Genomic DNA, 22,350 nt, shown 5'->3' on the forward strand with positions numbered 1-22,350 from the left:
TAATTAATTTTCAAATAATTCATCTATAAATTTCTCAAAAGGCATTGCCTTTTTGTATAAGAAATCAGAATAGACAGTTACTAAAATTTTTATGTAGCTCGGTTTATTATCAACACTGATTTTTTCAATACTAATATTACCAAACAGTTGGTCAATCTTTTCTTCTGTTCCCACATTGCTAAGTGGTGGTTTGAAATATTGCTTTTCAGTTTGCTTGATCGAATCATTGATTTCTTCAATTTTTCTATCTAGACTAATCTTCTGATATCCCAAAGCTAACACGCGATGACCAAATGCAAAGAAAAGTTTGGAAAAAATATCTGAATTAAAAGGAAAATCGAAACTAACAGCAAATCCATTGGCATAAGGAGAATTCAATACATGCACACTGGGTTTTGCATCTACGCCTGAAGTCTTGAAGTGATAATTCCTCTTGACCAAATCCATCATTGATGCTCCCTCTGCCGAATCTAACCAGGTAATAATTTCAGATTGCTCTTCCTCAGAGTGTACAAAGTTTTCTTTGTGGGTGACTGGCGTACTTTTCTGAGGGAATAGCTTCCCAAAAATTTCATCAATAAATGAACTCATTATTTTTTCAATTTATAATTTCCGTTGGGCTCTGAAACAATTTTCCCTTCATCCTCTAATTGCCTCAAAACCTCTGCTGTTTGAAGTCCCGATTTGAGACCTGATTTCTCCAGTGTCATTATAGAAAACTCATTTCCCTGCTTTAAAGTTTGGATTACCTTATTTTTCATCTTTTTTATCTGATCCTCTTCAGATTTTTTCATTTCAACACACACATCACATATACCACATTGATGGTCATTGATCTCTCCAAAATAAGCTGATATTTGCGAAGCTCTACAGTTGGTATCATTCTTTACATAGCTAATCATAGCTTTGGCGTGTGACTCAGCTAGCTTTCTCCTTTCAGCTATTCTTTTGACATCGAGAGGAAGTTTACCTGCATCATATCGATGTGTCAGAAAAGTGACCTGAGGTGTTTCTTTCCTTTTGTTGTATGCCAAAATATTGAATTGATCCAAAAGCTCCAGTTGTTTTATTAGATCAGTTTCTGACATTTGAAGCTGTTTGGCAAGCTTATTTTCTTGAATCTTGATATATTCTACAAACAATTCACCCCCGTAGGCTCTTAGCAAAGCCTTTATCAAAGGGTCTAGTTTTGCATTCGAAATTTGAAACTCGTACAACTTAGATTGATCCACCAAAAAATGAATGCTAGATGGAGCAAAAAAACTTTCATTGAGCTCTAAAAATCCTTCCTCTTGCAATACTTTGAGTGCACTATATGTCAATAAAATATCAAGAGAGTAGGTAGCACAGAAATGGGTCAAATCAAAATCATAGCTCGTAAATAAACTACTGCCCACGGCTATTCGATATTGATTGGCCAAAGACTGATACACTCTTTTTAAGAAATCTATTGGAGGATAAGCTATTTCTGCTCTTTTATGAAGAGTCTCGAGATCTTGTTCATTGGTCAGCAATACACCGTATGCCTTAAGCTCATCCCTACCAGCTCTTCCAGCTTCTTGATAATAGTTTTCAAGATTTTCTGGCAGATCTAGGTGAATTACCACACGGACATCAGGTTTATCTATCCCCATTCCAAAAGCATTCGTGGCAACCATGATACGGATATGATTCTTTTTCCACTCCTGTTGTCGCTGCTCTCTGGTAGCAGCATCAAGTCCTGCGTGGTAAAAAGTCGCTGAGTACCCAAGTCGAATGAGCTCTTGGGCAATATCTTTTGTACCTTTCCTGCTTCTAGTATAAATAATAGCAGACCCTGGTATTCTCTTCAAAATCTCAATGGCCTTCGTGATCTTATTTTCTACCTGACGCACAGCATAGCTTAAGTTTTTCCTAGAGAAAGAACGTACAAACACGTCTGGATTCCTTAATTCCAGCTTATCGATGATATCTTGCTTTACCTGAAGTGTGGCCGAAGCTGTCAATGCCAAGCAGGGAACATTTGGATGGTATACTCTGATATTGGAAATTTCCAGATAGGGTGGGCGAAAATCATAGCCCCATTGAGAAATGCAGTGAGCCTCGTCTACAGCTATCAAGGATACGTTCATTTTTTTGAATCGCTCTATGAAAATATCTGTTTTAAGCCGCTCTGGAGACACATAAAGAAATTTATAATTGCCATATACACAATTATCCAAAATAGTGTCAATCTCTCTTTTTCTCATTCCCGAATAGACTGCAGTTGCCAATACCCCTCGAGCCTTGAGGTTATCAACTTGATCTTTCATCAAGGCTACTAGAGGACTCACCACTAAGCATAATCCTTCTTGAGCCAGTGCAGGGACTTGAAAGCAAATGGACTTCCCTCCACCAGTTGGCAAAAGTGCAACACAGTCTTTGCCAGATAAGACTGCAAGTACAATATCCAGCTGGGCAGGTCGGAAATCCTGATAGCCAAAATATTTTTGTAAAGTCTGTATTGCTAAAGTTTTCATTTACCAAATCAGTGGTTCTTTATTTAAAAAAGCTGAAATTCCCTGTTTACAATCCTGAGATTCTCTAGCTTTTGCATTCATCTCTGCTGCGTAGCTCAATCCTGCCTCTAAAGACATTTCTTGAACCTCGGCTATCATTTGCTTGGTCATTCCCATCGCTACGCCAGAGTTTTGGGTGATTAATTTCTGCGCAAAATCATACACGCTTTGCTCAAGTTGATCTGCTTCTGTGAGCCAATTGATCAATCCAAAGTCTTGAGCTTCTTTTGCAGTCAAGAGTTCAGCTCCTAAAAGCAATTGCTTTGCTTTGCCTTCCCCAATTTTACGAAGCAAAAAAACCTTCACAATAGCTGGAACAAAACCTATCTTGACCTCGGTATAGCCAAATTTCGCCTCTGGAACAGCATATGCAAAATCGCAAACAGTCACTAGCCCACAACCACCAGCAAGGGCATGTCCTTGCACCTGAGCTATGACTACTTTTTGAGAAGTATAAATTTGTTGAAAGAGCTCCTTCAAATGATTGCTATCTGCTAAGTTTTCTTCAAAAGAGTTGGATTGGAGTTGTTGCAAGGAAGCAAGGTCAGCTCCCGAACAAAAGACCTTTCCTTCCGCTCTGATTACGATGACTTTGACTGCATCATCAGTCTCAAATTCTGAAAAAATAGACCTCATCTCGCTCACCATCTCTTGATTCAAAGCATTTCGCTTTTCTGGTCGATTGAGAGTCAAATATCCAATTCTTTCGAAGATGTGAGATGATACAGCTTGTTCCATGAGATAAATTAATTTTTTGGGTTTATAAAAATAGCATTTCTTACAATATATAGCCGTTTTCTTGCCAATCCAAAGTAAAGTTATTTAAAAACGTATCGCACTGCCCCAGGTTGTTCTTTATCTAATCTAATAACTGGCTCCCAGTTTCCCTCTACCCAAAGGAACTTTTCTTGCATTTTAGAATCAATTGAATTTACATGACCATTTTCAAAAGAAATACTTCCAAGTCCGCTAGGCAAAAAGACTTTCAAAGAATCACCTTTAACAAAAGCTGACAAAGCTTGTCTATTTTTCATATGCTGATCTCTGTGGGGAAATACTTTAAATGAAAGCTCGTCTATTCCTACATTGTAGTCAAAATAATAGCTATCCCCGAAATCCATTGCATAGCCACTACTCCTAATGTCATATATCAAGACTTCTATAGGCTTTGCTTTGAAAGCACTGATAAAGTTAATCACCCCTATCAATCCCAAAAAAAACATAACGCCATATAGTTTCCATTTCTTTGGCTTCAATGTTATCATCAACATTAGTGTCAGCACAATCCAATAAATGAACATAAAACATTCAGAAACATATATCTCTGACTTAGCAAAAGGAAGGTCTTGAATTTTAAAAATCATGGAATTGACTGCAAAGATCAATAATTCAGAAAAATACACTAACACATCCTTCAAAAATGGAACGTCGGCAAAGAGTAGCATGGGAATACCTATAGCCATAATTAAAAATGCTCCTGGTATTGCAATTAAGTTTGTTACTAAAAAGTAATTTGGAAACAAATGAAAATAGTATGCCGACAAGGGGAAAGTTGCGATCTGAGCAGCAAAACCAACCATACTGATCTGCCATATATACTCTACAATCCTATGTTTAGGAATCCATAACTTCACCAAAATAGGATGGATAATCAAAATCCCCAAGAGTGCCAAATAGGATAACTGAAAACCTACAGCAAATATCAAGAAGGGATCGTAAACCAATAAAATAAGTGCTGAAAGTGCTACTGCATTGAAAATAGAAGGATTTCTTGACTTCATCTGAGCTAAGGCCATGAGTGTAAACATGGTGGCTGAACGCATGACAGATGGAGACATGCCTGTGACCAGGGCATAACTCCAAATGATCAAAATAATAATGCTTAAATAAATAATTCTCCATGCCAATTTCATTTTATAAGGCTTGAAAAATAAGAAGAAAAAGCCATAAATAATCCCCACATGTAATCCTGAAACAGCCAAAACATGCATTGCTCCAGCGGAAGCATAGGCATCACCAACTTCCTTGTCCAATTTTTTTTTCTGTCCTAGTAACAAAGCACCTCCTACTTGACTTGCAGCCCCATCCTCAAATCTGGACTGAATGTACGCTAACCTTGAGGCCCGTATTTTGACAAAATAGTCACTGATTGGCTGGATAGCTTGGTATCCAATTATCCTCACATTTTCCCTCGCAAAATGCCTGTGAGTAATTTGCTGCCTATTCATATAAGTGAAATAATCAAACTCCGAAGGATTGGATGGTGGTAAGATAAGCTCAGGTGAACCTGATACATAAATAATGGTACCAGGCTGTAAAGTATCTTTATGGGTATGGTAGAGCAAAAGATCACCAGTTGCCTTCAAAAACTCATTCTCTGAATTGATAATAGCCAAAATTTTGAGCTTATTGGCTTTGGAATTTTGCTTCTTTTCATCAATATCTAGTATTACTCCTATATACCCAACGATCTCTTCTTCATAAAAAGACAGGTGCTTGGAATCATTTCTATAATCTTTGTAATACATGGAAAGATAGCCCAACAAAACAAGCTGTAAAAAGACTAAGATCGATATCAAAACTTGCTGATTGAACCTCCTATTCAGCCTATTGAATACAACTAATATGGCATACAACAAATATGTACTCACGAGTAGCACCCAAACCAGCTGTGCATGCATTGCTCCAAATAGGGTATAGCAGAGAATGCCACCCAGAAACATCAGAAGGTATCTTAAAAATGGAAACTCACTAAAAATCATATCAATAAGCTTTCCGAAAATTTAAAAAATAAAAAAGAAAAAGGGAGCATTTGCTCCCTTTCAATATCAAGATTAGTCGACTAATTTGTATTAAAATCTATATCCAATAGAAAAACCAGCTTTGAACTCTATAGCAGAGAATCTATTTGCTGCATCAGAACCAAAACCTCTTGCTATAGAGGCGTAAGGCCCCATGGCAAACTGCTCATTGAACACCCATTTGTATCCACCCCCTAGTCCTAGGATAGCACTATTCAAGTTGGTAACTAATGGTGCAGATTGAGCTACAGTCTCTGTAAAATCTCCGAATCTATATTTAAAAAACGGGAACACATACATCTGACCTTGAGTAGGACTATCAAAATAGAAATTATAAGCTACTTGGAGTGCAGTTGCATTGAAGTCCCTGCCATCAGAAGTGGACACATAGCCAAATCGGTCATTAAAATGACCTTCTACACTGATTGACTGATCTCTTCCAATAAAGTGCTCATAACCTAACTCTACTGATCCTAGTAGAATGGTATTTAGGAAGTTCAGCTTTACTTCTCCAATACTATGATCTCTAACATCTTGAGACATTCCTTGAGCAAATCCTACTGTTGAAACAAATGATAGCGCCAAAACTGCTAGTATTACTTTTTTCATGATTATAAAATTGTTTAAAAACTTTTCAAAATTACAAATATCTTTCCATTTGATAATGCATAATATTACACTCTTCAAAGATCTCGCCAACTTTTTCAAATCCAAATTTTGAATAAAGTGGCATCGCTGTCAATTGCGCATGCATGTAAAGAAGCTTTCCTTTGGCTTCATTGACTGTCCCTATGTCATCAATCACCGCTTGCACCAGTGCCTGCCCTACTCCTTTGCCTCTCGCCCCCTTAAGAACCGCAAATCTTTCAAGTTTCACACCATTTTTGGTAAATCTCCATCTTGCAGTTCCAGAAGGAACTCCATCTAATTTGGCTATAAAATGAGTCGAACTCTCTTCGAACTCATCATACTCTTCATCAGGACTTACATTTTGTTCTTCTACAAATACGATCTTTCTGATCTCAAAGATTTCCTCAAGTTCCCTCTTATTCTGAACCTTTTCTACGGTAATACTCATCTTTAATTTCATTTTTTTCTGATTCTGACTTCTCATAGGCTTCAATGATTGCCTTGACAAGCTTATGCCTGATCACATCTTTGCCGCTTAAGTTTACTACACCGATTCCCTTGACATCCTTGAGAACTTTGAGCGATTCAGAAAGTCCTGACTTCTGACGTTTAGGAAGATCTACTTGAGATTGATCTCCTGTGATGATAACTTTAGAATTAGGTCCCATTCTAGTTAAGAACATTTTGATTTGTTCGCTAGTGGTATTTTGCGCTTCATCCAAAAGGACAAAAGCATCATGGAGTGTTCTTCCTCTCATGTATGCCAAAGGCGCAATCTCTATCACGCGAGTTTCTTGATAAAACTTCAGCTTCTCTGAAGGCACCATATCACTTAAGGCATCATAAATAGGTCTCAAGTATGGATCGAGCTTCTCTTGTAAATCCCCCGGCAGGAAGCCTAGGTTTTCTCCAGCCTCCACAGCGGGTCTGGTAATGATGATTCTCTTGACTTCTCTATTTTTCAAAGCCCTTACGGCAAGTGCTACTGCAATGTATGTTTTACCTGTCCCTGCGGGTCCAAGGGCAAATACCAAGTCATTTTTGAAACATGCTTCTACTAATTTCCGCTGATTGGCAGATTTTGGCTTGACAACAAGCCCTTTGTTCCCGTATACGATGACATCATTTTTTTGATTTTCTTCAAAAGGAACACCTTCCATTGAAATATAATCTTTTACTTGATCAGGCGTGATATGGCCAAATCTGTGATAATGCTGCAAAAGCATATTGATAATATCATTGATCCTTAAAATTTCAGGAGCACGACCTTGAATCCTAATCTCATTGCCACGAGATACAATTTTACTTTCTGGAAATGCAGCCGCTATCTGGCGAACATTTTCATTTCCCGAACCTAAAAAGTCCAAAAGGGAAATATTTTCTAGTGTGATGACCTTTTCTACCAATCTATTGAATTTGATTTTAGAGTTTGTTTAAGGTGTAAGGATAAAATCCCTATTTTTGTTCATACCTTCTACAAAAATATAAAATTTTAATTGACTTGCTTATATGGCTTTGGTAACATTCATTTCAGATTTCGGATACAGTGACTATTACGTACCTGCTGTAAAGGCTAAAATGTTATCTATCAATCCTCAGCTAAATATTGTCGATATCTCACACAGCATCAACACTTATGATATTGCTCATGCGGGCTTTATTTTAAGATCTGTTTTTAGGGATTTCCCTAAAGGTACTGTTCATTTGGTAGCAATGAATGGCACAAGCCACATGAATGATGGCTACATTGGAATCAAATTGGAAGAGCATATCTTCATAGGTCCTAACAATGGCGTCCTTAGCCTTCTAGCCGATCATGACCCCGGGATAATCGTACAGTTTGCAGACATTCATCTCAAAGATAGCACTTTCCCTACCAAGGATATCTTGGCACCTATCGCTGCAAAGGTAGCCTCTGGCGCAGCGATCCATGATTTTGGTGGACCATTGAATCAGATAAAGAAAATGCTACCTAGGCAATTTAAAGCCTCCAAAAAGCAAATTGTAGGTCATGTCATTCGGGTAGATAACTACGGGAACTTGATTACCAATATCAGAAAAGATGTCTTTGATCAGCTAAATCCTGGAAGGTTCAGCATCGAGTTCAGTAGAGAAAAGTTACTTAAGATTAATAAATCCTACGACAACGTAGAAGCTGGAGATTGCTTTGCTTTCTTTAATAGCCTAGAGCTATTAGAGATAGGTATCAACCATGGACATGGCTCTGAACTTCTTGGGCTAAGACTTGATACTCCAATTTATATCAACTTTGAAATCGAAAGTTAAGATGCTGATACGGGTAGTGCGAATGACTTTCCAAGAAAATAAGGTGGAGGAATTTTTAGAAAACTTTCACGCTAACATGGGAAAAATAAGAGATTTCCCAGGTTGTCAACACTTGGAACTCTGGCAAGATGAAAATTTCAAAAATATTTTCATTACTTACAGCATTTGGACAGATGAGAAGGCTTTGAATCAATATCGTGATTCTGAATTATTTAAGTCAGTATGGTCTGCTACAAAGATATTGTTTGCTGAAAAACCTTTGGCCTTTAGCTCAAAAAAAATCATCAAACTAGTATAAAGGGCTTGCAAGAAAAAAAAATAGTGTTCATATTTGCATCCCGTTCAGCAAGGAACGGGACGATTCGCTAGAATCGCACAAGCCCAGGTGGCGGAATTGGTAGACGCGTTGGTCTCAAACACCAATGCCTTCGGGCGTGCCGGTTCGACTCCGGCCCTGGGTACAGAAAGACTCACAGAAATGTGGGTCTTTTTTTATGGCTATAAAAAAAACCCAATTTTGGCTAAATAGTCTCCGACATCAAGATCTTCTTCATCTTTTAAATTAGTTTCAATTAGAAGCACTTTTTGGAGAATAAATATCGACAATAGTTGAATACATAATTAAATACTATATACATAGGTCACTTTTTTGCTTAAAAAGCCTACTTCCGTCTTACTAAAAATCTACTAATATTTAGAAATTTGTTTTCTGTAATTATTTCAAAATCAGTAGGTTAAAATTTTAATTATAGTTTTTGTTTCTACTTTCTACTTCTACTTGCTTTCGTTAATCGATATCATGACTCTAATTTTATCATCGCCTAAAAAGAGAATTATTTTAACCAAACTAACCTAAAAAGATGATATTGAAGATTTACAAAATTAAAAGACTATTACTATTTGCGTGGTGCTTTTTTGGATTTCTGGTTCTATTAAATAGCGCACATGCTCAGGAGTCACTTTTGGTTACAGGAACTGTAACCGATAAAGAAACTGGAGAACCATTAATTACTGCATTGATTTCTGTTAAAGGTGGTGCTTCTGGTACTGCTGTGGACGCTAGTGGTAACTTTAGAATAAGCGTCGCACCAAACACTATACTAATCATTTCAAGCATTGGCTATAAAACAAAGGAAATTATGGCTAATCAAGATCCCTTAATTATTTCATTGGAACCAAATGAAGAGAGCTTAGATGAAGTAGTTGTTATTGGATATGGCCGTGTAAGAAAAAGCGACGCTACGGGTGCAGTTAGTACTGTAAAACTTGACCCTTTGAATAAAGGGCTAATATTAACACCCCAAGATGCACTGGTTGGAAAAATAGCAGGTGTAAATGTTGTTCCTGGTACAGGAGCTCCAGGCAGCGAAGGCATAATTAGGATACGAATGGGAGCATCATTATCTGCTTCGAATGACCCACTTATTGTGATTGATGGTGTGCCAATTGCAGGAAGTGCTCCCTTGAGTTCAATTAATCCAAATGATATTGAATCATTTACAGTATTAAAAGATGCCTCAGCAACTGCAATTTATGGTTCACGTGCCTCCAACGGTGTAGTAATCATTACTACCAAAAAGGGTGCTGCAAGATCAGGAAAACCCCAAGTGAGCTACACTGCTAACTTCATGGTAAACAGAGTATATGATTTTTTTGATGTTTTATCAGCTGATGAATATAGAGAGATATTTCCAGTAAAAGCAATTGCGCCAGAAGATTTTCAATTAGGTTCTGCTTCTACAGACTGGCAAAGAGAAATCTATCGTACTAGCTTTGGGACTGATCATAGCGTTTCATTAAGTGGGAATTCCTTAAACGTTCCTTATAGGGCTTCAGTTGGTTATACAAATCAAGACGGAATAATTTCAGAAAATAATTTTCAAAGAAGTAATGTAAGCTTAGGGATTTCTCCAAAGTTTTTTGATAGTCATCTTTCATTAGATATAAATTTCAAGGGGATATGGGAAAACGAAAGACCAATATCTACTGGAGTGATCGGAAGCGCAATATCCTTCGACCCAACAAGACCCGTTAGGGAGCAGCATCCCAATAATGTAGGGCTTGGCTATTTTGTATGGATGAACGAAGGAAACCCGATTTCTTTAGCACCTACAAATCCAGTAGCAAATCTTTTTCTTACTAATAGACTGAACAAAGAGTTCAGAACCTTAGGGAATATAGCATTGGACTATGTTGTTCATGGTTTCGAGGATTTAAGGATTAATACTAATTTTGGTTACGATATCAGAAATCGAGATTTTAGTGAAATTATTCCTGATAATACCCCTGCAACCTTTACATCTATAAGGAATGATGGTCGTGGAAGACAGCTTTTTTCAGAAAATCAGAATACAAATTTCATCTTTACTACCTATGCTAATTATAACAAGACAATTAGAAATAGGAATAATTTTGACGCAATGGTTGGTTATGAATGGCAGAGGTTCTGGTATAGTGTAAATCCCCAAAGCATCGTGCGTGATATAGTTGATACATCCGTGCCTGATGAAGATGCGTTATATTTACTTTCATTTTTCACCAGGGCAAATTATTCAATTGGTTCAAAAATATTATTTACGGGAACCTTACGAGCAGATGGATCATCACGTTTTAGCCAAGAAAACCGTTGGGGATATTTTCCATCAGGAGCAGTTGCTTATCGTTTAACAGAAGAGGCTTTTATCAAAAATATTTCAGCAATTTCAGATTTGAAGTTTAGAGTCAGTTATGGTAAAACGGGTCAGCAAGATATTGGAGGATATCATCCATCATTAGCCACTTATACTGTATCAACTAATGCTCAACGATATTTATTCGGAAATGAATGGATAAATATGATGAGACCAAATGGTTATGATCCAAATATTAGGTGGGAAACTACTTCTACATACAATTTAGGTTTTGACTTTAGTTTATTTAAAGATTATGTTTTTGGTAGTATTGATGTGTATCATCGTACCACAAACGATCTTCTTAATAGGATAGCGGTACCTGCTGGGAGTAATTTTACAAATATTATTGAAACCAATATTGGCAGTATGCGAAACCAAGGAGTTGAATTTGCTCTAGGAGGCACTCCAATAAAAAAGAATAATCTTGAATGGACTATTAGTGGAAATTTCACCTATAATAAAGCAACCATCACAAAACTCAACACCATTGATACAGAAGACAATTTTGTTAAAACAGGAACCATAAGCAGACGCGATTTTCAAATTCATAAGGTAGGTCATACTCCCAATACCTTCTTTTTACTGCAACAGGCATATGATGATAACGGAAACCCATTAGAAGGACAGTATATCGGAAGGGATGGAGCAATAACTTCTAGTGAACAGGATGCAAACAAGTATGTTACAGGAAAAAGCTCTTTACCTCCATACTTCTATGGTATAAGTACAAGGGTAACATATAAGTCTTGGGACTTTGGAATGAATGGACATGGAAGCTTTGGGAATTATGTTTTGAATTATCAGCAAGCTGGCCAAACTCTTATGTCACTATTTAGCTCCGAGGGAGTCTCTAGCAATATTTCAAGGCAAGCACTAGATCGTGGATTTGTAATGGAACGTTATTTTTCTGACATGTTTTTAGAATCGGGCTCATTTTTTAGGTTTGATAATATTACTGCTGGGTATACTATTAATAACATATGGAAAGAGGGCAGTATGTTAAGACTTGCTATTAGTGCTCAGAATATGTTAATTCTAACACGCTATTCAGGAGTAGATCCTGAGATTTTTAATGGTCTTGATAATAATGTTTATCAACGTCCGAGAATATTTACCTGTTCTATCAATTTTAACTTCTAATTCGACAAATAGCCATGAAAAGATTTAATTATTTACCATTTATCGTTATAGTACTCTTATCTACATTCTCAACTGGTTGTTTCAAGGACTTGGATACCTTACCGCTTAACGATCGACAATTAATTAGTGAACAGGTTTATGCAACCGAACAGGGATATTTAGCTGTTTTAGCCAAGCTTTATGGATCGCTTATATTGAATGGTCAGGATGGGCCTGATCGAGATGGTGATCTAGGGGGGTTGGATGTTGGATATAGTGGATACACTCGTGCTATTTTTTATTTACAGGAATGTTCTACTGATGAGGTAGCTCTTCATGCTGGAAGCTCGCAGGGATCTAGAGATTTCTTGTTTGTTAATTGGAATCCTTCTACACCTATTTTGCAATATGCCTACTATAGGCTTTATATGACCATTGCATATTGTAATGAATTTTTGAGGGAGTCCACAGATGAAAAATTACAAAGTAGAGGTTTATTGGATCAAATGAGATCAAAGATTGAGTACTATCGCTCAGAGGCTAGATTTATTCGGGCATACAGTTACAGTATGATATGTGACTTGTATGGATCAGGTCCTTTTATAGATGAATCTATGCCTGTAGGTGTGATACCTCAACAACGTTCTCGTGCTGAAATTTACAATTTTGCAGTAAATGAGTTAGAGGAAATTAAAGATAAACTTAGGTTGCCAGGTACCAACGATTATGGAAGGGTCGATCAGGTAGCAAGCTGGTTCTTACTATCACGAATATACCTAAATTCAGAAACTTGGGTTGGACAACCAGAATATCAAAAAGCCTATGACTATGCATCCATGGTAATCAATAGTGGTCAATACCCACTTGCTTCAGACTGGCGTCACATTTTCCTTGCGGATAACAATACCTGTCAAGAAATTATTTGGCCATTGGTACAGGACGGAGAGTATACCATAAACAGTGCGGGCACAAATTTTCTTATGAAAGCATTAAATAATGGTCGCATGAGTAACTTTTATGTGACTGGAATAGGAGCACGTAGTTGGGGAAATGCAAGAGCAAAAACCCAATTAGTGGAAAAATTCTCTCCTAGCGATCAAATATTCGACATTGAAGATACTTGGGGAGATAAAAAAGCTGATAAGCGAGCTCAATTTTTCACAGAAGGCCATACCAAAGAAACTTGGAGAAGTAATCAACCTTTTATAAATGATTTCACGAATGGCTATGCCATAATAAAATGGCGTAATGTCAATAAAAACAGAGAAGAGCTTGTGCCTGGGGGAACAACCTATACCTACATTGACTATCCCATGTTTAGAACTGCGGATGCATACCTTATGGCTGCTGAAGCGATCTTAAGGGGCGCAGATGATTCACGAGCTGTAGCGTTAGAATATGTTAATGAAATTAGGGATCGAGCCTATTTATCTGGAAGCTATGGTAATAATATATCAGGCCGAATTTCCGATGCTGAGCTAACTTTGGACTTTATATTAGATGAAAGAGCAAGAGAGCTCTATACCGAATCAGTAAGGCGCACAGATTTAATTAGGTTTAATAAATTTACAAAAGGGTATAATTGGGATTGGAAAGGGAGTGACGGAACTGCAAACAATTTTTTAGGAAGAGATGTGGATGATAAATTCAAGCTTTTCCCTATTCCAGATAATGAGTTTACTGTAAATCCAAACTTAACACAAAACCCAGATTTCAGATAATTTATTTATCTCAAAAGTAATTATTAATCAAAAGGTAAAAGAATGAAAATTTCTCATAATTTAAGAAGATTATCTTTAATATTTTGGATAAATGTGTTTATTCCAAACATATTGGTTTATGCGCAAGATGTTCGCAAAGAAATTTTTTCAACTATTGAAAAATCAGGTGGAGTCAATTATGCATATACAATACCAAATGACATTGAAGTCATTGTACCACCAACTGGATATGTGCCTTTCTATATCAGTCATTTTGGGAGACATGGATCACGTTATCTTGTTAGTGACAAGGAGTATTTGAAGGTTATAAATGTTTTTGAAAAGGCAGATAGCGAACAAATACTTACCCCATTAGGCCAGGATGTTTTTAACCGATTAAAAATTATCTATAGTCAAGTGGAAGGAAATGGCGGAGAACTTACTCCTTTAGGAAAAAGACAAATGAAGGAAATATCTGAGAGGATGTTTGAAAAATACCCTAATGTATTTACTCAGAATGCACAAATTACTGCGGTCTCTACAACAGTAGGGCGTTGTATAAATAGTATGGAATTGTTTTGTGAAGGATTAAGGGAAATGAATCCAGCTTTAAATATAAACATGGATTCACATGAAAATCATATGGACTATTTAAATCATCATACTAGTCAGGCAGTTCAGTTTCGTTATGCAAAAGACACCTGGATGCCTGAATATGAGTTGTTTGAAGAATCATACATTATACCAGATAGGTTAATTAAGTCCCTTTTTCTTAGTGCGGAACACTTTGGCCCTGAGTTTAAGCCAAGCTCATTCATGTTTGATTTATTCGAAATTGCTGGGAATATGCAAAATACAATGATTGATATTTCACTTTACGATTTGTTTCAAAAAGAAGAGTTATACAATCTTTGGCAAGCTAAAAACTATCAGCTTTATGTGAAATATGGTAATGCTGCTATTAATGGAGGCATGATGATGGAAAATGCAATGCCCCTTCTTAATGATATTTTAAATAAAGCAGAGAATGTTATTTCAAATGGGCAAGTTGGTGCTTCTTTTCGATTTGGGCATGACGGAAATATAGTTCCACTAGCTATGTTACTTCATATTCAAGGAACCTACAATAGCGTTGCTAACCCCCAAGATTATGCTAATTTTTGGAATGATTTTAAAGTTGCTCCAATGGCTGCCAATATACAAATTGTTTTTTACCGACATCCTGAAGAAAAAGATGTGTTAGTTACTTTTTTATATAATGAGCAACCAGTGAGTGTACCTCCAATTAAAACTTCTATTTTCCCATTTTACAAATGGTCGGATGTAAATACATTCTACCAGTCCTTAATTCAAAAGCCAAGTAAAGTACCAACATCCTAAATTATAAATGATTGAAAATAGGCGAGTTACAAATTTAAATTCATAAAATAGATTTAAAAAATAAGTTAAAAGATCATTTTCAGTAAAGATTATTCAAGTTCAGTTTATACCTGATAGTAAGTATTGAAACCTTATTTATGGACTTGTATTTTCAATCATTGTCGACAAGTAGCAAGTGAAGGATATAAGATTTCTGCATAGAATAGAAATTAATAATCACCTATCTTCATGTCTAAACATGAAGATAGGGAAAGATTAGGACGATTTAATTCAATGAAAGTATAAAGTAAAAGTATAAGATGGTATTTAGATATTAGGTTGATTCAGTAAATTAGATGAGCAATGAATTGTATAAATTATCGATTCTTATAACTTAGTACTTCTTGTAAAAACCAAAATTCCTCCTAACCATTGGATTTACTCCACTTCAAACAATTTAAAAATCATATGTTAAGCAGAAAAAGAAAATCACTTAAATTCTTATTTTTTTGCTTAGCATTTTTTTGTTGCCAAAAATCTGCATTTGCATCTGTTTCCACCCTTGATTCACTAATCAAGGCTATTGATCGTGCTATAGAAAACAAAGATTATTTCACAAAACGAAAAGAAACAAAAATTGATAGTCTACATGCTACTTTGGCAATGTTGACTGAAGTAAAGATAAAATACGAAGTTAATTCATTTCTTTTTAAAGAATTAGAACATTACGACTTAGATCGCGCCTTAAATGTTGCGAAAGAAAAACGAAACCTTGCTTTGCAGCTTGGAGACAAATACCGTATTGAACAATCCCAAATGAATGTTGCTGAAATGCTTGGTAAAATGGGGATGTATAAGGAGGCATTCGAAATTTTGGATTACATTGATTTAGTACTAATTGAAAAAACTAACAAGGAGTATCTTTACCACATTTACCATTCTACTTATTCTCTTTTGTATCAAAGTTCTTTATCTGATGAAGAGAGACAAAAGTATATCAGATATGTATACCATTATAAAGACTCCTTATTACAAGTGCTTGATACCAGTAGATTAAGTTATCAACTGGTTTATACTGGTCGTCTTTTAGATTATGGTCATTATGATGCTGCATTGGAATACATTTTAAGGGTATACCCAAATTATTTGGAACAAAAAGATAACTTTTCCTTTGATTATACATTGGCCTCAGTATATGAGGCTATGGGCAATACTAACTTACAAAAAGAATATCTAGCTAGGGCTGCATTGCAAGATTTAATGAAGCCAGTTAAAAGTTATATAGCCCTTCGTAAATTGGCTATTATTTTGTTTCAAGAAGGAGATGTAAGTCGTGCCTACACTTATATTAAATGTGCGATGGAAGATGCACATTTTGCAAAAGCTCGATTTCGAATGATTGAAATCTCAGAAACTTTACCCATCATTACTGCTGCATACGAGCAACAAGTAAATGCTGAAAAAAGAAATCTTCGTAAATTACTTTACTTTAGTTTGATCTTAGTAGCATTTTTATTGTTGATTTCTTTTATAGTTTTAAAACAAATAAGAAAATTAAGAAAGGCTGAAATAAAATTAAAAAATAAGACTACCGAAATTTCAACCATAAATGATCAACTTAAAATTTTGAATGATCAACTTGCTGAGTCAGATCATGTAAAGGAAGTTTATATAGGTTATGTATTTGATATCTGTTCATCATATATAAATAAGTTGGAAAACTTTAGATTGACAGTTCACAAAAAGTTGCGTTCTCAAAAAATTAACGACGCTATTCTTTTTACAAGTTCAACTAAATTATTTTCCGATGAGCTCAAAGAATTTTATCAAAGTTTCGATGCTATTTTCCTTGGGATTTTCCCGAATTTCATAGAGGATTTTAACGCGTTACTTAGAGCTGACGAACGAATTACCCCTAAGGGAAATGAGATACTTACTCCTGAATTGAGAGTGTTTGCATTGATGAGGCTCGGGATCAATGATAGTCGAAAAATCGCTCTAATTCTACACTATTCACCTCAAACAGTTTACAATTATAAACTAAAAGTGAAAAACAAAGCCATCTCTTCTAAAGAAGATTTTTTCATGAGCACACAAAAGATTGGGAAATGATTTTTGGCACTTTTTTGCCATTATAAGTTCTAAAAAATAAAATTACGTACACTAATATAGTGCTTAGCTCCATGAATTTATTCCCTTAAGACTTTCGATACAAAATTTATTGTAGGAATCACACAGGAAAAATCCTATACTGACAGCAAAAGTTTAATCTAATACATGGTATTTTTTTATGTTCTCTGTGATTCGATAAATCTTCATCACCTTATAGCGAAACTTAAATAGACACATATATTATATAGGCTTTTACCGATTTTTTCTTTTTTCACCTACTTCGAGACTAGGACACCCAAAATCAAACACTGAACATTTTTGCCACTTTTATTGGGCTTTTTGCGAACAAACATGCTTAAAAGTAATCAAATTTACACCTAGGACACCCAAAATCAAAACCAAAAAAATTATAAAGCATTATTTTTCAGGATATTATCAAAAAATGGGACTGACGACTGTCGAAGTCAGGAAAAGAAATTCAAATCAATGAAATATTACTTCTGGATCATTTACGAAAAAAGAATAAGTTTTCTACTAATTTCAAATTCGCATCAATATCAGAACCTTCAAACATCTTGAGATATTTGGTTACTGGTATCGCTAATGAAATACATATAGATAAAAACTCCCTTACTACATTATCCTCATATCAAATCGGCAATTTATACTCAACAAGTCCTTTACCAAAGATTGCATGGATGGTGTATTCATTTTGATTAGTAGAAAAACTAACAGACAAAGGATTTTTTGTACTAATCGGCAATGAATTTAGCATTTGACCCTTTTCATCAAAAAGGTAAGCAAACTCCTGATCCTTGTCAATCAAAACTATAAGTTGCTTTCCTGATCCGAAGGAAAAATATTGGAAATCCACTTGTTCTGAAATTAAGTTGTATGCAAATATCTCATTGAAGTCCTGATCAATAAAAGTCACTTTATTGAATTCATGGATCGCAAAAAGGTATTTATCATTTCGTTGATCCTTTAATAAGTGGAACTTACTTTCTTTATCTGGACGAACAAGTTGATGTCTATAAGCTATTTCTCCCTTTAAGTTCACACTTACCACCTCCCCCATGCTGGTCACAGAAATCAGTCGGCTAGCAGTAGCACTTCCCCGCTCAATCAAAAGGTATCCTGTCTCAAAACCTTCCCCTAGCCTTATAGGTGAATCTACTAAAGGCTCTCCCCTTCTGCTAAAAAAGTAAAGATCTCCTCCCTTTGTCAGCGCTAGCATCTGATCCCCAACTCCTGCTATTCGGTGATGTGCTGGCGACACTGTCAGGTTAGAATTGATCAATAGCGGGTCCCAACCCTCTAATGCTGCACCTTGCTTATCAAGCAAATACAACTCCGACTGGGAAGTGCCAAGGAAGAAACGATAATCTCGACTATTATCATAATCTACCACATTAAGATGTGTAATTGTCTTTCCTTGAATTTCCTTTGGATAACCCTCCACAAAGTTCCCAAGTCTATCTATCAGATACAATCGTCCTGCTGTCGCAAAGAGTAGTTGTAGTTTCCCATTTTTATAAAAATCGACTTGAAAAACATTAGAAATCACTGGCCCATCTAAAAGTTGCGAAAAGACCAACTCTCCTTCACCAGAAATAAGGTGAAGCCTGTAGTTCTCATCTTGAACCACAAAATCTCTACTCCTGTCATTGAAATTTTCAAGAACCTCAGGACCATAGATCAACTCATCCCTCATGCTAAATCTCCTATTTTCAGTCAAAGTCAACCCTTGGGAAGTCTTTTGGGAAACTCTACCATACTTTAAATCCACACTCGATAATGCTCCTGAATCATTTACTTGCAAACTCACCGACTCGAATGCCCTCAATTGTGGAGCATATCTTTCCAAAAACACCTTCCAACTAGGCTTACATAGGTTCAAAAACATGTCCCAAACCTTAGGCACTTGTACCATCATTCCAAAGGAGGACAATTTGCCGAAATTTTCAGCTATCTCCCTATACTGCAACGATTTACCCCATGTATTATCAGAAAAATAATCATCTAGGTAAAGCTTCACAGCCTTGCTGCTATTTGCAAACACTAAAAAATCACCTAAACCGACCACATAAGTCTCCTCAAAACCAACAAATTTCCCCTCAAAAAGATGAGCGGGAAACTCTTCCATACCCATCATAAAAATCTCTTGATCTTGATGAAAATCCATCAAGCTTCTTGATCTTTCTTCACCTTGCTGCTCAAAACTCGCCCTTTTCAATAATTCTAATTGACCTTTTTGATCCTTTGTACGCAATAGCAGTACTTTATCTTGCGTGCTTATGCTTGGGGACTCTAGACTCATAAAAAGAACATTACCAGTAAGGTTTTCTTTGAAGCCTTTACTGATTAATGATTTTTCTAATTCACCACTGAAAGTACTCCTGAACTCAAAATCTGAATTTTTTAACAGGTCAAGTTGATGAATATCCTTAAAATTGTATCTAAAAAGTGTCGAAGTTCTATTTGAAATAAAAGTAGATGATTGTTTAAAATCAGCACTTCCTTCGGAGAAATCAATCATTTTACCATTCATAAAGAAAGACTTACCCTCAAGATGAATCTTACTTTCTGCAAACTTCAACTCGAAATTTGCCGCAAATTGATTGGACACCAACTCATTTACCAAGTCAAAATTTTCATTTTTACTCATACCCATGATGAGTTTAGATAGCCCCAAGCTAGTTAATCTCAATATTCCGAGACCTTTTGGCTGCTTGACTGAGTTGATCAGCTCCGCATTTGAAGTTTTGAAGTTAGGAACTCTCGAATTTTTAAAATGACGAATCGCTTCTTCCACCAAGAAAGAAGAATAACTTGCCACTATTACATTGTTGATTTTGGCATAGCTCAGATTTCTAGGAAGGTTGATGTTCTGAAGTTCATAAATTACTACTTGACTATAATTCCTCTCAGTCACTTTGGATAAATCGGGCAAGCTTGACTCCAATGCAGCTATAAATGATCTATCAGCCTTTTTTGAAAAGGAAAGAGTAAACATAAAATCAAACTCCTCTTTGCCTAGGCTATGAAGTGAAACAACCAATTGATTTCCTTTGAGATACCTATCCAGGTTTCCTGAACGTCCTACCAAGCTATCTAAACCAATCAATTGCTCTTCGGCATTTTTCAATGCAGGTATTTCATTTAACTTTTGCCAAATAGGCTGGGTTACCATCTGATTCCATGCCATCACAGGTTCATTGGTCTCAAAAGCAAAAACTGCATCCGCTGCAACAAGCTCAAGCGCATCTACTTGACGATTGGGAAAAGTACCGTTGTATAAAAAATAAGCTGCTAGGGCAGCCAATATGAAAAAAAGGAGGATAAGAATAGTTTTAATTTTCTGCACTTTTTGGGAGGATTTCTTGGTGATCTAAAATCAAAACGAAAACAGCTTACGCTAAATTATAAATATATAGTCGGGCAAAAATAAAAAAACCTAGAAGCTAAAATGATTACCATCAAAGCTTCTAGATTTTTTTCATGAGGATCAATTACTTACTTGTGATTTTTTCCAAAACACTCATCACCTCTTTTACATGCCCTCTCGACACTTCAAGAAGTGCTTTTTCATCTTCATTGAGATCCAATTCAATTACCTTTTCAATACCATTTTTTCCCAAAATCACTGGCACACCTAGGTAGCAATCATCAATACCATATTCACCATCTAGCTTGATGCAAACAGGGAATACCCTTTTTTGATTTTTCAGAATTGCCTCTACCATTTGGGCTGCTGCTGATCCTGGCGCATACCAAGCAGATGTCCCCATCAACTTCACAAGCTCTCCACCACCAAATTTAGTGCGCTCAATAATTGCATCAAGCTTATCTTTGGCTATAAGCTCAGTCACTGGAATACCAGCGACGGTGGTGTATCTTGGCAATGGCACCATAGTATCACCATGTCCCCCCATAAGAATCGCTTGAATTTCTTTTGGAGAAATATCTAATTCTTCAGCAATAAATGCTCTGTATCGGGCAGTATCTAAGATTCCAGCCATACCCATCACTTTAGTCCTTGGTAGTTTTGAAGTGATATGAGCTTGGAAAGTCATTACATCAAGTGGGTTAGATACCACTATGATAATTGCGTCTGGTGAGTATTTTACAACATTCTCAGTCACAGACTTCACGATACCAGCGTTGGTTTCGATAAGATCATCTCTGGTCATCCCAGGCTTTCTTGGAAGTCCAGACGTGATTACGACTACATCAGAATTAGCAGTTTTGGAGTAGTCGTTTGTACTTCCTACTGTTCTGCTGTCATATTGATTGATTGGTGCCTTTTGCCAAATGTCTAGTGCCTTTCCTTCGGCAACTCCTTCTTTGATATCTACCAATACGATCTCCTCTGCAATCTCTCTGTATGCCAACACATCTGCGCAGGTTGCTCCTACGTTACCAGCTCCAACTACGGTTACTTTTGCCATGATTTATATGTTTGTATTTAAGTTTTAATAGTTTTTTTTTCAAAAGTCTCGCTAAGTTATTAAACAATGGACACTTAATAAAGCCACAGTAAATATTACTTGCAAAATGGAAAAAATGTTTTGCTAATTCATTATAGATTTATCAAATCATGAACAATTTAATCTTCAGTCACAAACATCTGCGCCAAATTGAAAAACCCAAAAGAACCTTGATAGGACTTGAATAGCTTCTGATTGTTCTGATTATAAAATTCTGCCAATGAAGTCATCACTTTGGCTTTTATCTTTGGATTAGCCTCAAAAATCTCTTGAATCGAAAAATGTGGAATGACCATCAATTCCGCTTCCTCAGATTCTACGATAGCTGTATAAATCCTTTTGGAATCCTGCAAGAGGGAATTTTCACCAAATGCCTCTCCAGCTCTAAGCTCAAGTATCGTCTCAAAGTTCTCCTTAATATCTATGGTCAATTTCACCAACCCTTTTCTCACTATATACAATGCTTGACTCGGATCATTGCGAAAGAACACAACTTCATCCTTTTTATATTTTCTTTGATGAATCGCAGGCAAAAACCTATGCATCTCATGGTGCCTTAGGCTTTCGAAGAATTTCACTTGAGATAAAAACTCAAATAATGCCAGTTCCGTAGCTGTGAAGGTTTTTGAAAAAGGATTTATCAT

The 22,350-nt window shown here is 36.2% G+C and carries 16 protein-coding genes and 1 tRNA gene; 7 read left to right on the forward strand and 10 right to left on the reverse strand.

The genetic code is table 11. From position 1 onward, the window contains the following. Positions 1-3: 3 nt before the first annotated feature. The 7 genes from MM214_RS12555 to MM214_RS12585 all read right to left on the reverse strand — a co-directional run bounded on the left by MM214_RS12555 (position 4) and on the right by MM214_RS12585 (position 7,374). A complete protein-coding gene (locus MM214_RS12555) occupies positions 4-591 on the reverse strand; it encodes a hypothetical protein (RefSeq protein ID WP_241295978.1) in 588 nt (195 codons plus the stop codon). Beyond that, positions 591-2,498, reverse strand: coding sequence for a RecQ family ATP-dependent DNA helicase (locus tag MM214_RS12560; protein ID WP_241295979.1), 1,908 nt, complete (start codon positions 2,496-2,498; stop codon positions 591-593). Before MM214_RS12560 ends, MM214_RS12555 begins: the two co-directional genes overlap by 1 nt. Further along, positions 2,499-3,275, reverse strand: a complete 777-nt coding sequence (locus MM214_RS12565) for an enoyl-CoA hydratase/isomerase family protein (RefSeq protein ID WP_241295980.1) — start codon at positions 3,273-3,275, stop codon at positions 2,499-2,501. A gap of 80 nt (positions 3,276-3,355) precedes the next feature. Then, on the reverse strand, positions 3,356-5,299 hold the full coding sequence (locus MM214_RS12570) for a ComEC/Rec2 family competence protein (RefSeq protein WP_241295981.1): 1,944 nt from the start codon (positions 5,297-5,299) through the stop codon (positions 3,356-3,358). 90 nt (positions 5,300-5,389) lie between these two features. After that, positions 5,390-5,947 carry a DUF3575 domain-containing protein gene (locus MM214_RS12575; RefSeq protein ID WP_241295982.1) on the reverse strand — a complete coding sequence of 186 codons (558 nt, stop codon included), beginning with the start codon at positions 5,945-5,947 and terminating at the stop codon, positions 5,390-5,392. 31 nt (positions 5,948-5,978) lie between these two features. Next, positions 5,979-6,416: a GNAT family N-acetyltransferase gene (locus MM214_RS12580; protein WP_241295983.1), complete on the reverse strand. Its 438-nt coding sequence runs from the start codon at positions 6,414-6,416 to the stop codon at positions 5,979-5,981. Beyond that, entirely contained in the window at positions 6,385-7,374 is a 990-nt protein-coding gene (locus MM214_RS12585) for a PhoH family protein (protein ID WP_241295984.1), read from the reverse strand. The genes MM214_RS12580 and MM214_RS12585 overlap by 32 nt, the downstream gene beginning before the upstream one ends. Before the next feature lie 103 nt (positions 7,375-7,477). Between MM214_RS12585 and MM214_RS12590 the strand changes: the two genes are divergently transcribed. From MM214_RS12590 to MM214_RS12620, 7 genes are all read left to right on the forward strand, one after another. Continuing rightward, on the forward strand, positions 7,478-8,254 hold the full coding sequence (locus MM214_RS12590) for an SAM hydrolase/SAM-dependent halogenase family protein (RefSeq protein WP_241295985.1): 777 nt from the start codon (positions 7,478-7,480) through the stop codon (positions 8,252-8,254). A gap of 1 nt (position 8,255) precedes the next feature. After that, a complete protein-coding gene (locus MM214_RS12595; protein WP_241296069.1) occupies positions 8,256-8,552 on the forward strand; it encodes a putative quinol monooxygenase in 297 nt (98 codons plus the stop codon). Positions 8,553-8,633: 81 nt separating this feature from the next. Beyond that, positions 8,634-8,715 (forward strand) — tRNA-Leu (locus MM214_RS12600). A gap of 399 nt (positions 8,716-9,114) precedes the next feature. Then, the gene (locus tag MM214_RS12605; protein WP_241295986.1) at positions 9,115-12,066 is read left to right on the forward strand and encodes a SusC/RagA family TonB-linked outer membrane protein; all 2,952 of its coding nucleotides are present in this window, start codon (positions 9,115-9,117) and stop codon (positions 12,064-12,066) included. Between the two features lie 14 nt (positions 12,067-12,080). Next, complete coding sequence (locus tag MM214_RS12610) at positions 12,081-13,766, forward strand: RagB/SusD family nutrient uptake outer membrane protein (RefSeq protein ID WP_241295987.1); 1,686 nt, start codon at positions 12,081-12,083, stop codon at positions 13,764-13,766. Between the two features lie 42 nt (positions 13,767-13,808). Beyond that, on the forward strand, positions 13,809-15,125 hold the full coding sequence (locus tag MM214_RS12615; protein ID WP_241295988.1) for a histidine phosphatase family protein: 1,317 nt from the start codon (positions 13,809-13,811) through the stop codon (positions 15,123-15,125). A gap of 447 nt (positions 15,126-15,572) precedes the next feature. After that, complete coding sequence (locus tag MM214_RS12620) at positions 15,573-17,216, forward strand: DUF6377 domain-containing protein (RefSeq protein ID WP_241295989.1); 1,644 nt, start codon at positions 15,573-15,575, stop codon at positions 17,214-17,216. A gap of 649 nt (positions 17,217-17,865) precedes the next feature. Here MM214_RS12620 and MM214_RS12625 read toward each other — a convergent pair. The 3 genes from MM214_RS12625 to MM214_RS12635 form a co-directional block, all read right to left on the reverse strand. Continuing rightward, a complete protein-coding gene (locus tag MM214_RS12625) occupies positions 17,866-20,583 on the reverse strand; it encodes a hypothetical protein (RefSeq protein WP_241295990.1) in 2,718 nt (905 codons plus the stop codon). A gap of 145 nt (positions 20,584-20,728) precedes the next feature. Next, positions 20,729-21,667, reverse strand: a complete 939-nt coding sequence (mdh, locus tag MM214_RS12630; RefSeq protein WP_241295991.1) for a malate dehydrogenase — start codon at positions 21,665-21,667, stop codon at positions 20,729-20,731. Positions 21,668-21,825: 158 nt separating this feature from the next. Further along, positions 21,826-22,350: a Crp/Fnr family transcriptional regulator gene (locus tag MM214_RS12635; RefSeq protein ID WP_241295992.1), complete on the reverse strand. Its 525-nt coding sequence runs from the start codon at positions 22,348-22,350 to the stop codon at positions 21,826-21,828.

It is taken from the genome of Belliella kenyensis (assembly GCF_022549675.1).
Taxonomy (GTDB): domain Bacteria; phylum Bacteroidota; class Bacteroidia; order Cytophagales; family Cyclobacteriaceae; genus Belliella; species Belliella kenyensis.

Coding starts and splice junctions, on each gene's coding strand:
- MM214_RS12575 (WP_241295982.1), bottom strand. CDS start 5,947: ATGAAAAAAGTAATACTAGCAGTTTTGGCGCTATCATTTGTTTCAACA.
- MM214_RS12610 (WP_241295987.1), top strand. CDS start 12,081: ATGAAAAGATTTAATTATTTACCATTTATCGTTATAGTACTCTTATCT.
- MM214_RS12595 (WP_241296069.1), top strand. CDS start 8,256: ATGCTGATACGGGTAGTGCGAATGACTTTCCAAGAAAATAAGGTGGAG.
- MM214_RS12565 (WP_241295980.1), bottom strand. CDS start 3,275: ATGGAACAAGCTGTATCATCTCACATCTTCGAAAGAATTGGATATTTG.
- MM214_RS12605 (WP_241295986.1), top strand. CDS start 9,115: ATGATATTGAAGATTTACAAAATTAAAAGACTATTACTATTTGCGTGG.
- MM214_RS12620 (WP_241295989.1), top strand. CDS start 15,573: ATGTTAAGCAGAAAAAGAAAATCACTTAAATTCTTATTTTTTTGCTTA.
- MM214_RS12580 (WP_241295983.1), bottom strand. CDS start 6,416: ATGAGTATTACCGTAGAAAAGGTTCAGAATAAGAGGGAACTTGAGGAA.
- MM214_RS12560 (WP_241295979.1), bottom strand. CDS start 2,498: ATGAAAACTTTAGCAATACAGACTTTACAAAAATATTTTGGCTATCAG.
- MM214_RS12590 (WP_241295985.1), top strand. CDS start 7,478: ATGGCTTTGGTAACATTCATTTCAGATTTCGGATACAGTGACTATTAC.
- mdh (WP_241295991.1), bottom strand. CDS start 21,667: ATGGCAAAAGTAACCGTAGTTGGAGCTGGTAACGTAGGAGCAACCTGC.
- MM214_RS12635 (WP_241295992.1), bottom strand. CDS start 22,350: ATGATAAATCCTTTTTCAAAAACCTTCACAGCTACGGAACTGGCATTA.
- MM214_RS12570 (WP_241295981.1), bottom strand. CDS start 5,299: ATGATTTTTAGTGAGTTTCCATTTTTAAGATACCTTCTGATGTTTCTG.
- MM214_RS12555 (WP_241295978.1), bottom strand. CDS start 591: ATGAGTTCATTTATTGATGAAATTTTTGGGAAGCTATTCCCTCAGAAA.
- MM214_RS12615 (WP_241295988.1), top strand. CDS start 13,809: ATGAAAATTTCTCATAATTTAAGAAGATTATCTTTAATATTTTGGATA.